Raw genomic sequence first — 15,198 nt, forward strand, 5'->3', positions numbered from 1 at the left:
TCAGAACAGGAAGTAACGCTGGGCCAGCGGCAGTTCGCTGGCCGGTTCGCACACCAGCAACTCGCCGTCGGCACGCACCTGGTAGGTCTGCGCATCGACTTCGATGACGGGCTGCAAGGTGTTGTGGACCATGTCGGCCTTGCGCACCCGTCGGCAGCCGTGGGCCACACCGATCAAGCTGCGCAGGTTGAGTGTTTCGGCCAGGCCGCTGTCCATGGCGGCCTGCGGCAGAAAGGTCATCCGCGTGGCGTGCCGCGCCGCGCCCAGGGCGCCGAACATCGGCCGGTAGTGCACGGGTTGCGGGGTCGGGATCGAGCCATTGATATCACCCATGGGCGCGGTGACGATCATCCCGCCCTTGATCACCAAGGCGGGCTTGACCGCAAAAAAGGCCGGGGCCCACAGCACCAGGTCAGCCAGCTTGCCCACCTCCACAGAGCCCACTTCATGGGCAATGCCGTGGGTCAACGCTGGGTTGAGGGTGTACTTGGCGATGTAGCGCTTGACCCGGAAGTTGTCGCTGTAGCTGTTGTCCGGCGCCAGAGGCCCACGGCGCAGCTTCATCTGGTGCGCCACCTGCCAGGTGCGCAGTACCACTTCCCCCACACGGCCCATGGCCTGGGAGTCGGACGAGGTCATGGCGAAGGCGCCCATGTCGTGCAGGATGTCTTCGGCAGCGATGGTCTCGCGACGGATGCGCGACTCGGCGAACGCCACGTCCTCGGCGATGCTCGGGTCCAGGTGATGGCAGACCATGAGCATGTCGAGGTGCTCGTCGACTGTGTTGACGGTGTACGGCAAGGTCGGGTTAGTCGAGGACGGCAGCACGTTGGCTTGCCCTGCGGCGCGGATGATGTCTGGCGCATGGCCACCGCCCGCGCCCTCGGTATGGAAGGTGTGGATCGTGCGGTCGCCAATGGCCGCCAGTGTGTCTTCGATGCAGCCGGACTCGTTGAGGGTGTCGGTGTGGATCGCCACCTGGATGTCCATTTCCTCGGCCACGCCCAGGCAACAGTCGATGGCTGCCGGGGTCGACCCCCAGTCCTCGTGCAGTTTCAGGCCGACGGCGCCCGCCGCAATCTGCTCGCGCAATGCTTCGGGGCGCGACGCATTGCCTTTGCCCAGCAGGCCGATATTGATGGGCAGGCTGTCGGCGGCCTGGAGCATGCGCGCCAGGTACCATGGGCCAGGGGTGCATGTGGTGGCGTTGGTACCGGTGGCCGGCCCCGTGCCGCCACCGATGAAGGTGGTGACACCGCTGGTAAGCGCCTCCTCCACCTGCTGCGGGCAGATGAAGTGGATGTGCGAATCGATGCCGCCAGCAGTGACGATCTTGCCTTCTGCAGCGATCACCTCGGTGCCTGGGCCAACTGGCACGGTGACCCCTGGTTGCACATCGGGGTTGCCGGCCTTGCCAATGGCAGCGATGCGGCCGTGCTTGACGCCGATGTCTGCCTTGACGATACCCCAGTGATCGATGATCAACGCGTTGGTCAGCACCAGGTCCATGGCTTCGGCCGCCAGCATCTGGCCTTGCCCCATGCCATCGCGGATGACCTTGCCACCGCCGAACTTGACCTCTTCGCCATACACGGTGAAATCTTTCTCGACCTCCACCCACAGCGCGGTATCGGCCAGGCGCACACGGTCGCCCACGGTGGGGCCGAACATGTCGGCATAGGCCTGGCGAGAAATACGGCTCATACCCTGCCCTCCAGTGCGCCCATCACCTTGCCCTGGAAGCCATAGACCTCGCGCTTGCCGGCATAGGCAACCAGTTGCACGGTGCGTGCCTGGCCCGGCTCGAAGCGCACGGCAGTGCCGGCTGGAATGTCCAGGCGAAAGCCCAAGGTAGGCGCACGCTCGAACACCAGTGCGTCGTTGACCTCGTAGAAGTGGTAGTGCGAGCCGACCTGCACGGGCCGATCGCCGTGGTTGGCCACGCTGACGCTCACCGTCGCGCGGCCGCTGTTAAGCTCGATGTCGCCGCCGGCGACCTGGATTTCACCTGGGATCATGCTGGGCTCCTGGGCTGTATCAGACGATGGGGTCATGCACGGTCACCAGCTTGGTGCCATCGGGGAAGGTCGCCTCGACCTGTACGTCGTGGATCATTTCAGCGACGCCAGGCATGACCTGCTCATGGCTCAACACTTCACGGCCCAGGCTCATCAGCTCGGCCACCGTGCGGCCATCGCGGGCGCCCTCCAGCACGGCGGCACTGATCAGCGCCACCGCTTCCGGGTAGTTGAGTTTCAGGCCGCGGGCCAGGCGCCGCTCCGCCAGCAACGCGGCGGTGAACAGCAGCAGTTTGTCTTTCTCTCTTGGGGTCAGCTCCATGGCGCTTCTCTCAGGTAGCCCAGATACGCGGCGGGCATGCTGGCAGGCCGAGGACGGCCGGGCGCAAGGCATGCCAGAGGCGTTGCAAGGTGTGTTGCAGGTGTTGGTTGTCGTGGTCGAGCAGGCGGATGACCAGCAGCGAGCCGATCAGGGTGGCGCCAGCGGGATTGTCCAGCTCATCGAGCAAGGCCCGGACGTGTTCCAGCAGCGCAGCGCCCGCCGGGGCGGCGCAAAAGGTGGCGACCAAGGGATGCCCACCGAGCTTGCCTAATTGCCCGCCTTCAATGCGCAGGCGCTCGTACAGGCCTGGGTCATCGGGCATTTCGATGTGCAAGCGGCTGTCGAGGGCGCCGTGATCGAAGCGCTCATTCATCACCGGGCGGCCCAGGCACAGGGTTTCCCAGGCCAGCAACCGGGCGCCTGGCGCCAGGGTGAAGCGGCTGTCGAGGCTGGCACAGGCACCGGCGAAGAAAATACTGTCTTGAGGCAGCCATTCCAGGGTGCTGTCGGCGGCCAGGTGAAAACGCTGGGCAAGCCGTGCGGTCGGGCCAATGCTGCGGTAGAACTTGCTCGCGCCGGGCATGGTCAGCAAGGCGTGGCTGCCAGGGTCAAGGTGGATGTCGAGTTCCAGCCGGTCACCGGCAACGATGCCGCCGGGCGGATGCAGCACATAGACGTGGCACGGCGCGCCCTCGGGATAGAAAGGCCGCTGCACCAAAAGAGGTCCGAAATGCCGCCGCGCACCAAGGCGGGTCACACCGTCGCGCTGGGTAAAGCGCAACTGCAGGAAGGCGCTCCAGCCTGCGTCGTCGTGTTGTTGTTCGATCTGCTCCGCGAGCGACATCCTGCGGCCCCTGATATCCGTGGCCTGGTGGCCGTTTAGAGGGTCATGCAGGCGGCGCTTGACGGCTGCCAGCCTGACCACTCGATCAAATTCTCAGGCTGGATATAGCAGGTTGCGGGCCAACTACGCAGGTGAACAAAAATGAAATCGTCAGTGCGACCGCTCTGGCATCGGGCACACAGGGGTGGCGCGCACAAAGCCAGGGCGCACGAAGGCCCTGTTTCGGTGCCAGAATGTAATGAGGTTTGCTTTTTGTAGGAGCAGCCTTGTGCTGCGAAGAGGCCGGTGTGAGCACCTGCAATCTCCACTGCTTACACCGGCCTCTTCGCAGCACAAGGCTGCTCCTACAGACAGCTATGCAGTGAGGCGTCAGTAATCGAAGCGGTCTACCGCCCGCCGCCGTTCGTTGTCATCTCGGCGGTCATAACTGGCCGTGGTCTGGATATTGGCATGGTGCGCGAGCTTCTGGGCAATCGACAGGTCGTGCTCTTCAATAACCCGGGTGATGAACGCACGGCGAAAATCATGGGGCATGATCTTCACACCCACCTGGGCACCGCGCTGGCGCGCAATGTAGTAGATCGCATGCTTGGTGATGCGGGCGCGGGTAATGTGGTTGCCCCGGCGAATGCGGTTGAACAGGAACGGGTCGTCGGATGCCCCCTCCGGCAAATCGTTGCGACGCAGGTCCAGCCACGCCTGCAGCTTTTCGAACGCCCAAGGCGGCGCATACTTGATCAACTGCCGGTTGCCCTTGCCAAGCACCTGTAGGCTGCGTGCATCGAAGTCGACCTGGTCCAGGTCGATGTCGACCGACTCCGACTTGCGCATGCCGGTACCGTACAGCAAGGCAATGATCGCCGCGTCGCGCACACCTTGCGGCCGAGGGTCGGCCGCGCACACGTCCATCAACTCACGGATCAGGCTGCGCCGCAGGTTGCGCCCCGGTGGCAGGCGGCTACCAGTGGCCGGCTTGACCTCGCGGATCCTCAACAGCTGCTCATGGTCGATCAGGCCCTGGCGCCACGCCTCGTTCATCACCCCACGCACCGCATTCACATACAGCGACGAACTGTTAGGGGCGTAACCATCCTCGCGCAATGCCGCTACCAGGCCGATGACATGCCCAGGTTCAAGCAAGTGCCACGGTACATCGACAAGGTTGCAGTCGACAAAACCCAGCCGGTCGGCAGCGTCCTGAAGGATGTAGCGCATGGTTTGCTGGCTCGACGGTGCCAGGCGGGCCATGTACTGCAGCAGCGGGTTTTTCGAGAGATCGGTCACAACGTGAATCCTGTAGCGACGCTTGGACCGGTACGGGGACAGGCACAGCGTGAAACGAGTCAATACGACATACAAACAAGTACAAATGACAACAATAAGTTGAAGTCATTCGGACTAGGCACAGTGCCATCACCTTGATATTCAAGGGATTTGAAGATGGCACGGATCGTGATCTTACCCCAATTACCGCCCACTGAACGAACGAAGGCCCGCTCATGCTTGTGCAACCTGTCACTGCTCGTCCGCGCCAAGCCGTCTGGGGCTTGGGTTTTCGCCCGTTCTTTCTGGGCGGAACTTTATTCGCACTGATGGCCTTGTTGCTCTGGGCAGGCGTGCTCGCAGGCGTGCTTGCCCCCTCCCCACCCGGCGGCATGCTTGCCTGGCACCGGCATGAAATGCTGTACGGCTTTGCTACTGCCATCGTCGCGGGCTTTTTGCTGACTGCCGTGCAGAACTGGAGCGGCATCCCAGGTTTGAGTGGGCGAGCGTTGCAGGGGTTATTCCTGCTCTGGCTGCTGGGCCGGGCGAGTTGGTTTCTGCCGTTACCGGGCAGTGTGCTGGTGTTGATACAGGGCAGCTTCCTCCCCTTGGTAGCCCTCACTCTGGCACGCCCGATCGTGCAACGGCGCTTGCGCAACAATTACCCGATCATCGGCCTGGTCTGCCTGATTGCAGCCTGCCAGTGGCTGACACTGGTCGGCTGGCTGCGCCAGGACGAACTCTGGCAACGCCGCGGCGTGTTTGCAGGGCTATGGCTGGTTGCCGCGATGATGACCATGCTGGGGGGGCGGGTCATCCCGTTTTTCACCCAACGAGGCTTGGGCCACACAGCCCCAACCCCTTCCCAACCCTGGCTTGATCGCGCGTGCCTGCTGCTGAGCGTGGCGGTGCCCCTGGTGTTTGCCAGTGGCGCTGCGGACATTCGGCATACCGGCCTCGGCGTGCTGTTCGCTGCCCTGTTCGCCCTGCACGCTAGCCGCCTGGTGCTTTGGCATGACCGGAACTTGTGGCGGGTACCGCTGCTGTGGTCGCTGCACCTGGCCTACGCCTGGCTGGCAGCCGCTTGCCTGGGCATGGCGCTGTGGCATGCCGGGCTAGACTTCAATGTCAGCCTCGTGACTCATGCATTGACCATCGGTGCCATGACCGGGCTGATCATGGCAATGATGGCGCGCGTCAGCCTGGGGCATACCGGCCGAGCGCTTAGCGTGCCAAAAAGCGTAGTCTGGGCCTTAGTAATGCTGCAACTGGCCGCGTTGTCGCGGGTTGTATTAACCGTGTTCACGCCACTAGGGGTAAGCCTTTCTGCACTCTGCTGGAGCCTGGCGCTACTGCTGTTCCTCTGGCACTACCTGCCTATCCTGCTGCGGCCAAGGGTCGACGCAATGCCGGGTTAGCTCAGCGCCGCCGGCCACCAACTGGGAAACATCTGCTGAACCCGCGGCTCGGCAAAGCGTTCGTCGATCAGCACCAGCACGCCTTGGTCCTGATCCCCCCGAATGACCCTGCCCGCCGCCTGAATGACCTTGCGCACGCCCGGATAGAGGTAGGCATAGTCAAAGCCCGCGCCAAACTGACGCCCCAGGCGCTGCTTGAACTGCTCGTTGACAGGGTTGACCTGGGGCAGCCCGAGGGTCGCGACAAACGCCCCGATCAAGCGCGTGCCGGGTAAATCGACCCCTTCGCCGAACGCGCCCCCCAGCACCGCGAAGCCCACCCCGCAGCCATCCGCCACGAAGCGATCAAGAAACGCCTGGCGCGCCTCTTCACCCATGCCTGCCGCCTGTGCCCACAGGGGAATGTCAGCATGCCGCTCTGCCAGCAAGCCGGCCACCTGTTGCAGGTATTCGAAACTGCTGAAAAAGGCCAGGTAGTTACCGGGCATGCGCTGGTACTGCTCGGCAATCAGCTCGACGATCGGCGCCAACGAAGCCTGGCGCTCTCGGTAACGGGTCGAGACCTGGCTGGCGATGCGTACTTCGAGTTGTTCGGCGCGAAACGGCGCCGCCACTTCCAGCCAGGCCGTGTCGGCCGGCATGCCGAGCAAGTCGCTGTAGAAATGCCGAGGGCTCAGCGTGGCGGAAAACAGCGTCACACTGCGCGCCGCCTGCATGCGTGGGGCCAGCAGCCGCGCCGGGGTGACATTGCGCAGGCACAGGGTGGCCAGGCGCCGCTTGCGCTGGCCTTCGCGCTGGCTGATGTCGAAGATGAAATGCTCGTCGAACAGCTCAGCCACCCGGTTGAACTGCAACGCCTGGTAGAAGAACTGCAGCACCTGCACATCTACCTCGGCTGGGGCCTGATTCATGCGCTCCTGGATCAGCCCGATGCACTGCTGCAGGGCGCGTAGGAAGGCCTCCGGCAACAGCTCGCTGGCCTGATACGGTACACGCTGCTCTTTGTACAACGCATTCCACTGCCGGTTGAGCCGGTCCAGCGCACTGCTCAGCCCTTGCGGTTTGCTCTGGCGCAAGGCGAGCAACTGGCCTTGATCGAGGCTGGCGCTGTACATGCCGCGACCGCGCTCGACCAGGTTATGCGCTTCGTCCACCAGCACCGCCACCCGCCATTGGTTAGCCTGGGCCAAGCCGAACAGCAAGGCATGGGCATCGAAGTAATAGTTGTAATCGGCCACCACCAGGTCGACCCAGCGGGCCATTTCCTGGCCCAGGTAATAAGGGCAAACCTGATGCACCAAGGCCACCTCGCGCAGGCTGGCACGGTCCAGTAAAGGCACCGCTGCTGCTGCCTCGCGCGCGGCGGGCAGGCGGTCGTAGAAGCCTTGCGCCAAAGGGCAGGACTCGCCATGACAGGCTTTGTCGGGGTGCTCGCAGGCCTTGTCGCGGGCGATCAGTTCCAGCGTGCGCAAGGCCGGTTGCGGCGTGGCATCGGTGATCTGGCGCATGGCATCGAGGGCCAGCGCCCGGCCCGGCGTCTTGGCGGTCAGAAAGAACACTTTGTCGAGCTGCTGCGGCACCATCGCCTTGAGCAACGGGAACAAGGTGCCCAAGGTCTTGCCGATACCGGTACTGGCCTGGGCCATCAGGCAACGGCCGGTGCTGACGGCCTTGTACAGGGTCTCGGCCAGTTGCCGCTGGCCCTGGCGGAATTGCGTATAGGGAAACCCCAGCGCCTGCAAGTCGCGGTCACGCTCGGCCAGTCGGCCTTGCTGACGCTGCGCCCAAGCCAGAAAGCAGCGGCACTGGGTTTCGAAGAACGCTTGCAGCGCGGCAGCCGTGTGGTGCTCGCTGATCAGCGTCTGGCCGTCGCTGTCCACGTCCAGGTACACCAGGGCCACTTCGATGGCCGGCAATTGCCGCGCTTGGCACATCAACCAGGCGTAGACCTTGGCCTGGGCCCAGTGCAGCTGGCGATGGTTGGCCGGCTGGCGCGCAAGGTCGCCGCGGTAGGTCTTTATCTCTTCCAAGCGGTTGCAATTGGGGTCGTAACCGTCGGCCCGGCCTCGCACCCGCAGGCTTTCAAACTGCCCCTCAAGGGCCACTTCCGACTCGTAATCAGCCGCACGCCGCGCCACTACCCGACGGTGCCCCTCGATGCCTTCCTGGGCCGTGGGCGACGGGGTGAAGCGCAGGTCCAGGTCGCCGACCTTGGCACTGAACTCGCACAGGGCGCGCACCGCCACGCTGTAGCTCACGCCGCCTCGCTCCAGCGCACATGGCACACTGCAACGGGCAACCCTTGGGCACGGCAGAACTCTAGCCAACGTAATTGGTTGTCTTGCAGGCGGTCGCCCGGCCCCTTGACCTCGACCATGCGGTAGCCGCCCTGCTCGGGCCAGAACTGGATCAGATCAGGCATCCCGGCGCGGTTGTTGCGGATGTCCTGCAACAGGCGCAGGAAGCACTGCTTCAGGTGCGCGGCCGGCAGGCAAGCCAGTGCCTGTTCAAGCAAGGCTTCGCTGAGCATCGGCCAGAACACGAACGGCGACTGCAGGCCCTGCTTGGCGGCGTAGCAGTCGAGAATGGCCTGGCGGTGGCTACCCTCGTCGAGCCGCCCCAGGCAGCGGTCGAACAGCGTACTGCGCCGTTGCTGAAAGTCGCTGTCGTGCAGGTCTTGTGGCGCGGCCTGAAACGGGTTGAAAAAGGCACCGGGTACCGGCGCGAAAATCGCCTCCCAACACAACAGGCCGAACAAGCTGTTGAACAGCGTGTTTTCCACGTAATGAACCTCCCCGCCGGCCTCGGCCAAGTGCTGGCGCACAGCCTCCTCCACACCCAGGGCTGCGTGTTCACGCGGCAGCTCAAGTTCGATCAAGTGCAGCGGCGCAGCACGCTGGCGCCGTTGTGGCGGGCCTCCGAGTTTGCGGGCCAGGCGCGGCAGCATGCGTTCGAGCGCCTGCACCTCCAGCGCATTGGCCGGGGCCGCAGCCAGTTGCTGGGCCAGCGCATGGGCCTGCGGCCATTGTTCGCTACGCTCCAGTACACGCACCTGACGGATTCGCGCTTGTGCATGGCTGCACTGGCCGTAGACAGCCATGGCCTGGTCCCAGTTGCCCTGGCGCTCGCATTGCTGGCCCAGGGCAAACAGCAGGCGCGCATGGCGCCGGGCCAACCAAGGGTTGTCACTGTGCAGCCCTGCCATCGCCCCCAGAATCGACAGCGGGTCATCGCCCTGCTCCAGCCGCTCGGCGCACTGGTGCAAGGCCATGGCCAGATCGACCTCGGCGCGATGGCGCAAGGCGCGCGAATCGGTGCTGAAAGGCACGTGCTCGTAGCGCAGCAAGCCCAGGTCGGCAAGCACGAAGTCCGACCAGTCCTGGTAAAGGTTGCCGAAGAACAACAGGCGCATGCGGTCACACAGGGGCTGCAGGCACCACTGGAAAATGCGCACGTCGCTGCCGGGGAACCACGCCTGCAACGGCCTGGCCGTTAGCCCCAGGGGTTGAAGCTGCGCGAGCAAGTCGTGCTTGGCGGCGCGCGGCCGGCTCAATTGGGCGGCGAAGCACGACGCCAGTTCGTCCTTGCGCAGCAAGCTGAACAGCTGCTCCAGCTCCAGATGCGCAGGCTCCCGAACCCAACCCAACGCCTGCAACGGCTGCAAGGCCAGCGCGGTATCGCCGATCTCGGCATAGGTCAGCTTGTCACTGCGAAACAGCTCGCCCTTGCGCATGACCATACGCACCATCAAGGCCTGCGCCGGCGCGTCCAATTGCGTAAACGCCTGGATGAACGCCAGCTCCTGGTCATCGAGCAGGTCTTCATAGCGCTGCTCGACCCATAGCAGCACCTGGCGGAAGTTATGCAGGTAATAGAACGGGTCGTCGACAGAATGGGCGATCACGGGGCAAGGTCGGGCAGTGAATGTGGGTACTGGTTATACATACAGATACCCACACCTGACAAGTGCCGTAGGTCCAGTGGCGCAGTAGGGCTGTTACTCGGTCACCCCAACCATCGGCCCCGCCTCGGCCTTGGCACTGCCGATCGGTGCCTTCAGCAGCAGGAAGTAAGCCACCGCCGAGCACAGTGCCACGATCGCGCTGATCATGAATGCCGTGTTGAACGAGCCCGAGTACTGGATGCTGAAACCGGTGACGATCGGTGCCACGGAGCCCGCAATGTAGCCGCCGAAGTTCTGGATCGAGCCAAACGACGCCACCCGCGGGCTGTCGACGATGGTGTTGACGATCATCCAGGCAGTGGCACTGGCCATGTTGATGCTGAACAGCGCCAGGCACAGCAGCACCACACAGCCGGTCAGGCCACTGACGAAGGACAGCGGCAAGGTGAACAGCGCCGCCAGCACCAGGCCAGTGATCACGCTGAATTTGCGACTGCCAAGGATGCTCATGCCGCGTTTGACCAGCAAATCGCAGAAGCGCCCGGCGACGATCGTGCCCGCCGCGCCGAAGCCATAGGCCAGCGAAACCACCCAGGCAGTCTTGTACAGGTCCAGGCCGTGCTCACGCTCGAAGTAGCCGGGCAGCCAGGTCAGGTGCAGCCAGAGCATGTAGATCACGCCCATGAAGCCCAGTACCGCCCCCCAGGTGCTGCGGTGCTTGAACAAGTCGAGCCAACCCGCAAAGTACGACACCTTCGGCGCCTGTGGATTGGCCGCAGGCAGCGGCTGCTTGTACTCGGTAGGCAACGGTTTACCTTCTGCAGCGAGCTCAGCCAGGTACTGCGCCTTGCTCTTGTAGAAGCTCAACCAGCACACCGCCAGCACCACACCGATCAAGCCTGTGATGATGAACATGCCGCGCCAGCCGAAATTGACCATGAACAGCGTCAACAAGGGGGGCGCCAGGCATGGGCCAAGGCAGGTCGAGGACCAGACGATACCGGTCGGGGTGCCGCGTTCGTTGGCATCGAACCATTCCGACAAGGCCTTGGCCGCCGAAGGGAACATCGGCGCCTCGCCAATCCCCAGCAACACGCGCAAGCCCATGAAACCGGCAAAGCTGCTGACCATGCCAAAGGTGGCCTGGGCCACCGACCAGGCCAGCAACGAGGCGCCGAGGGCGATCTTGCTGCCCAGGCGGTCGATGATCATGCCCATCGGCAACTGGGCAAAGGCATAAGCAATGGAGAAGGCCGACAACAGAATGCCCATCTGCGAGGGGCTGATCATCATGTCTTTCTGGATCGAGGTGTTGGCGATCGACAGCGCACTACGGTCCAGGTAGTTGACGATGCCGATCAACAGCAGGAAGACAACGGTGAGGCGCTGATACTTCTTCATAGGGTTCATTGGGTGGCCTTTATTATTATTGTTGCGGCGCCTTCAGCGCCTTGGCGATCCGTCGGTCCTGTTGCGTTCATCCCTGGTGCGGCAACCCTCAAGGTTGACGCGCAGTTACCGCCGCCTCGAGCAGGCCGCGCCGGCTCAAGCTGTCGATCAGCGCACGCAGGCCGAAGCCCCACTGCGGCGCGAGGTCGCTGGTGGTGACACGGTTGCACAGGGTGCCCAGTTGCGCGTTGCTGATGGCGACCAGGTCGCCGGGCTTGTGGGTAAAACCGTTGCCTGGCTGGTCGCGGTCCTGCTTGGGCGCGAACAGGGTACCGAGAAACAGCACCAGGCCGTCGGGGTACTGGTGGTTTTCGTTGAGGGTCTGCTGCACGAGGTCCTGGGGGTCGCGGCTGATCTGGCGCATGGAGCTGCGGCCAGACAGGATGAAGCCGTCCTGGCCCTCGACACGCAGGTCCACTTCGGCGTTACGCACATCGTCCAGGCTGAAGCTTTCGTCGAACAGGCGCAGCAATGGCCCCAGCGAGGTGGAGGCGTTGTTGTCCTTGGCCTTGGACAGCAGTAAGGCACTGCGCCCCTCGAAGTCGCGCAGGTTGACATCGTTGCCGAGCATGGCGCCCTTGATGCTGCCGTCGCTCGACACCGCCAGTACCACTTCCGGCTCCGGGTTGTTCCAGCTCGACTTGGGGTGGATACCGATGTCGGCACCATGCCCAACCGCCGACAGTGGCTGCGCCTTGGTGAAGACTTCGGCATCCGGGCCGATGCCCACCTCCAGGTATTGCGACCACAGGCCCTGCTCCACCAGGACCTTGCGCAGCGCTTCGGCCTGGGCAGAGCCCGGGATGATCTGCGAGAGGTCCGCACCGATGCGGCTGGCCAGCGTATCGCGGATGGCATCGGCCTTGGCCGGGTCGCCCTTGGCTTGCTCCTCCACCACTCGCTCCAGCAAGCTGGCGGCGAAGGTGACGCCGGCGGCCTTCACCGCTTGCAGGTCGATCGGTGCCAGCAGCCAAGGCAAGCGCGTGTCACGTTGACCAGGGTCGCTGTTGGCCAGCAGCGCCGGCAACTCGATCAACGCGTCGGCCAATGGTAACGCACGCAGGTAGGCCACCGGGTCGACCACTTCCAGCAGGGCCGAAACCGTTGCCACATGGGCGCTGATATCGTGCACGGCGCCGGCCTTGACCAGCACCACGGCGGGGCCTTGATCCGGCAGCCAGACGCGCCCCACCCAGCTGCCGGTGTCGAACACGGCAAGGTCGTGGCTTAGCGGCAGTGGCTGGTTGGCATTCGATTGGTCTGTCATGTGTGCACCCTTGTTGTCATTGTCATTCATTGGGAAAGCGCCTGCGAACGGGTCGCCAGCTGCAACTGCTCGGCCAGCCGGTCGAGGTCGTCGAGCACTGGCTGCGACAGGCTCAGGCCCTGCGCCAAGGCTTGCCGGCGCAACGCCAGGCCGGCTTGCCCAGGCAGGCGCACCGGGCGCTCGGGGTCTACCGGTCGGCTGGCCACGATCAACCGGCCAAGGAAGCTGGTTTCGTCGGTAAACGCTTGCAAGCCGCCGAAAAAGCGCGGGTCGATGACCACCGCGGTGGCCGACGCGCCCCACTGGTCCGGGGCGTCCTTGCGGCCATGGCCGGCCAATGCCGAGGTCAGTGCCTCGACCAGGATTGCCAAGGCAAAGCCCTTGTGGCCAAAGGCCTGACCACCCAGTGGCAGAATGCTGCCCTGGGGCGTGGTGAAGAAGTCACGCGGGTCATCGCTCAGGTGGCCATCGTTGCTCATCAGCACCGGGTGCGGCAGCCGGCTGCCGGCATCACGGCACTGCCCGACCAGGCCGAGGGTCACCGTAGACATGCTCACGTCCAGCAGGATCGGCTCACCCTGGGTAGGTACGCCGGCGGCAATCGGGTTGGGCGTGAACACCGGGTCGACCCCACCATGGGCACAGACCAGCCCTACGGACGGGTCCGAGGAATACACCATGGCCACCAGGCCACGGTCGGTATAAGGCTTGAGGTAAGCCGCCAGGCAGCCAATGTGCGCGGCTCGGCGCACCACGGCAATGCCGATGCCCTGTGCGCTGGCCCCTGTGGCCGCACACTCTAGGGCGCGGCTGACACAGTACGGGCCCAGTACGTAATGGCCGTCGAAGAGGCTGGAGATGCCGCTGTCCGACACCTGCTCCAGCGCCTGAGCCTGCGCCTTCACTTGCCCGCTGAGCATGCCGCCAACATAGCGGCTGACCAGGTTCAGGCCATGGGTGCGATGGCCCAGCAGTTCGCCTTCAAGCAATACCTGGGTCACCACCTGGGCGACCTCGGCATCGGCACCGGCTTTTTCAAACAGTTGCTCGACGAACCGGGTTAGCGCCTGCACGTCATAGCGTCTGGTTTGCGTCATGCCCGTCACTCCACGGTCAGTTCAGGGCTGCGGTGCTGGGCTTGCCGTCCACCAGGCGCTGGATGCCCAGCGGGTTGGCGTTCTGCAAGGCGGCAGGCAGCAAGGCGTCAGGCACGTTCTGGTAGCACACCGGGCGCAGGAAGCGGTCGATGGCCAGGGTGCCGACCGAAGTGCCGCGGGCGTCCGAAGTGGCCGGGTATGGGCCGCCGTGGACCATGGCATCGCACACCTCGACCCCGGTGGGGTAGCCATTGAGCAGCACGCGACCGACCTTCACTTCCAACGCACCCAGCAAGTAGCCGTAGGCCGCCAGGTCGGCATCGTCCGCCAGCAGCGTGGCGGTCAGTTGGCCGCGCAAGGCTGCCACCGCGCGCATAAGCTCGGCTTCATCGGCAACCTGAACCACCACCGTGCACGGGCCGAACACTTCTTCCTGAAGCAACTCGTCCTGCTCCAGCAGCAGGCTGACATCGGCCTCGAACAGGTGCGGTTGGGCCTGGTTACCGTGTTGCGCCTGGCCACTCAATCGCTTGACCCCAGGGTGGGCAATCAGGGCCTGCAGGCCCTTGCCATAGCTGCCCAGGGTGCCAGCGTTGAGCATGGTCTGCGGCGCTTGCTCTGCCATGTGCCCGGCCAACTGCTCGACAAAGGCACTGAACGCTGGGGAGCGAATGCCCAGGACCAAACCCGGGTTGGTGCAGAACTGGCCACAGCCCTGCACCACCGACGCGGTGAGGTCCTTGGCCAGTTGCGCACCGCGCGAGGCCAAGGCCTCGGGCAGCACCAGCACCGGGTTGATGCTCGACATTTCGGCGAACACCGGAATCGGCTGCGGCCGTGCCGCCGCCATGTCGCACAGCGCACGCCCACCCTTGAGCGACCCGGTAAACCCGACTGCCTGGATGCCGGGGTGCTTGACCAGCGCCTCGCCAACCCCGCCACCGAAGATCATGTTGAACACACCGGCTGGCATGTTCGTGCGTTCGGCAGCACGAACCAGTGCTTCAGCTACGCGTTCGGCAGTGGCCATGTGGCCGCTGTGGGCCTTGAAGACGACCGGGCAACCGGCCGCCAGGGCTGCGGCGGTATCGCCACCCGCTGTGGAGAACGCCAGCGGAAAATTGCTGGCACCGAATACCGCCACCGGCCCAACGCCAATGCGGTATTGGCGCAAGTCTGGGCGTGGCAACGGCGTGCGGGCAGGCAGGGCCTGGTCGATGCGGGCGCCATAGAAGTCGCCACGGCGCAGCACCTGGGCGAACAGGCGCATCTGCCCGCTGGTACGCCCCCTCTCGCCCAGGATCCGGGCAGTAGGCAGGGCCGTTTCCTGGCAGGTCAAGGCAATGAAGTCTTCGCCGAGGGCGTCGAGTTCGTCGGCAATGGCCTCCAGGAACTCGGCGCGGCGCACCGCTGGCAGGTTACGAAACAGCGGGAAAGCCGCCGAGGCCGCGCCCACAGCGTTGTCGACTTCGGCCAAGGTGGCCTGATAGAAACCGCCGGGCAGGCGCTCGCCGGTGTGGGCGTCGACGCTGTAGACCAGGGTCTGGCCCAGCGCGCTGCGCTGGCCGGCGATGAAGTTGTGTCCGCTAACGTGCATAAAAGGTTGCCTCAAATTC

The 15,198-nt window shown here is 64.4% G+C and carries 12 protein-coding genes; 1 reads left to right on the forward strand and 11 read right to left on the reverse strand.

Annotation, left to right across the window (positions count from 1 at the left end; translation table 11 throughout):
* From ureC to xerC, 5 genes are all read right to left on the reverse strand, one after another.
* Positions 1-1,704, reverse strand: a complete 1,704-nt coding sequence (ureC, locus tag LOY53_RS14355) for an urease subunit alpha (RefSeq protein WP_252824464.1) — start codon at positions 1,702-1,704, stop codon at positions 1-3.
* Positions 1,701-2,018, reverse strand: coding sequence for an urease subunit beta (locus LOY53_RS14360; protein WP_252824466.1), 318 nt, complete (start codon positions 2,016-2,018; stop codon positions 1,701-1,703). The genes ureC and LOY53_RS14360 overlap by 4 nt, the downstream gene beginning before the upstream one ends.
* A 19-nt stretch (positions 2,019-2,037) precedes the next feature.
* Positions 2,038-2,340 (reverse strand): urease subunit gamma, encoded by a 303-nt coding sequence (locus LOY53_RS14365; protein ID WP_027594759.1) that lies wholly within the window; start codon positions 2,338-2,340, stop codon positions 2,038-2,040.
* Between the two features lie 10 nt (positions 2,341-2,350).
* The gene (locus tag LOY53_RS14370) at positions 2,351-3,184 is read right to left on the reverse strand and encodes an urease accessory protein UreD (RefSeq protein WP_252824467.1); all 834 of its coding nucleotides are present in this window, start codon (positions 3,182-3,184) and stop codon (positions 2,351-2,353) included.
* Between the two features lie 369 nt (positions 3,185-3,553).
* Complete coding sequence (gene xerC, locus LOY53_RS14375; RefSeq protein ID WP_099453920.1) at positions 3,554-4,468, reverse strand: tyrosine recombinase XerC; 915 nt, start codon at positions 4,466-4,468, stop codon at positions 3,554-3,556.
* 215 nt (positions 4,469-4,683) lie between these two features.
* Between xerC and LOY53_RS14380 the strand changes: the two genes are divergently transcribed.
* Positions 4,684-5,865 carry an NnrS family protein gene (locus LOY53_RS14380; RefSeq protein ID WP_258702827.1) on the forward strand — a complete coding sequence of 394 codons (1,182 nt, stop codon included), beginning with the start codon at positions 4,684-4,686 and terminating at the stop codon, positions 5,863-5,865.
* On the opposite strand, the gene LOY53_RS14385 is transcribed toward LOY53_RS14380, so the two are convergent.
* From LOY53_RS14385 to LOY53_RS14410, 6 genes are all read right to left on the reverse strand, one after another.
* Positions 5,862-8,123 carry an ATP-dependent DNA helicase gene (locus LOY53_RS14385; protein WP_258702828.1) on the reverse strand — a complete coding sequence of 754 codons (2,262 nt, stop codon included), beginning with the start codon at positions 8,121-8,123 and terminating at the stop codon, positions 5,862-5,864. The genes LOY53_RS14380 and LOY53_RS14385 overlap by 4 nt on opposite strands.
* Positions 8,120-9,769 (reverse strand): VRR-NUC domain-containing protein, encoded by a 1,650-nt coding sequence (locus LOY53_RS14390; protein WP_258702829.1) that lies wholly within the window; start codon positions 9,767-9,769, stop codon positions 8,120-8,122. The genes LOY53_RS14385 and LOY53_RS14390 overlap by 4 nt, the downstream gene beginning before the upstream one ends.
* A 93-nt stretch (positions 9,770-9,862) precedes the next feature.
* Positions 9,863-11,170, reverse strand: coding sequence for an MFS transporter (locus tag LOY53_RS14395; protein WP_252824471.1), 1,308 nt, complete (start codon positions 11,168-11,170; stop codon positions 9,863-9,865).
* A gap of 97 nt (positions 11,171-11,267) precedes the next feature.
* Entirely contained in the window at positions 11,268-12,485 is a 1,218-nt protein-coding gene (locus tag LOY53_RS14400; protein WP_258702830.1) for a fumarylacetoacetate hydrolase family protein, read from the reverse strand.
* Between the two features lie 26 nt (positions 12,486-12,511).
* On the reverse strand, positions 12,512-13,582 hold the full coding sequence (locus LOY53_RS14405) for an Ldh family oxidoreductase (RefSeq protein WP_258702831.1): 1,071 nt from the start codon (positions 13,580-13,582) through the stop codon (positions 12,512-12,514).
* A 16-nt stretch (positions 13,583-13,598) separates the two neighbouring features.
* Positions 13,599-15,179, reverse strand: a complete 1,581-nt coding sequence (locus tag LOY53_RS14410; protein ID WP_258702832.1) for an aldehyde dehydrogenase (NADP(+)) — start codon at positions 15,177-15,179, stop codon at positions 13,599-13,601.
* Between the last annotated feature and the right edge of the window lie 19 nt (positions 15,180-15,198).

This window comes from Pseudomonas sp. B21-031, from assembly GCF_024748985.1.
Classification (GTDB): domain Bacteria; phylum Pseudomonadota; class Gammaproteobacteria; order Pseudomonadales; family Pseudomonadaceae; genus Aquipseudomonas; species Aquipseudomonas kermanshahensis.

Coding starts and splice junctions, on each gene's coding strand:
- ureC (WP_252824464.1), bottom strand. CDS start 1,704: ATGAGCCGTATTTCTCGCCAGGCCTATGCCGACATGTTCGGCCCCACC.
- LOY53_RS14360 (WP_252824466.1), bottom strand. CDS start 2,018: ATGATCCCAGGTGAAATCCAGGTCGCCGGCGGCGACATCGAGCTTAAC.
- LOY53_RS14365 (WP_027594759.1), bottom strand. CDS start 2,340: ATGGAGCTGACCCCAAGAGAGAAAGACAAACTGCTGCTGTTCACCGCC.
- LOY53_RS14370 (WP_252824467.1), bottom strand. CDS start 3,184: ATGTCGCTCGCGGAGCAGATCGAACAACAACACGACGACGCAGGCTGG.
- LOY53_RS14380 (WP_258702827.1), top strand. CDS start 4,684: ATGCTTGTGCAACCTGTCACTGCTCGTCCGCGCCAAGCCGTCTGGGGC.
- LOY53_RS14395 (WP_252824471.1), bottom strand. CDS start 11,170: ATGAAGAAGTATCAGCGCCTCACCGTTGTCTTCCTGCTGTTGATCGGC.
- LOY53_RS14400 (WP_258702830.1), bottom strand. CDS start 12,485: ATGACAGACCAATCGAATGCCAACCAGCCACTGCCGCTAAGCCACGAC.
- LOY53_RS14405 (WP_258702831.1), bottom strand. CDS start 13,582: ATGACGCAAACCAGACGCTATGACGTGCAGGCGCTAACCCGGTTCGTC.
- LOY53_RS14410 (WP_258702832.1), bottom strand. CDS start 15,179: ATGCACGTTAGCGGACACAACTTCATCGCCGGCCAGCGCAGCGCGCTG.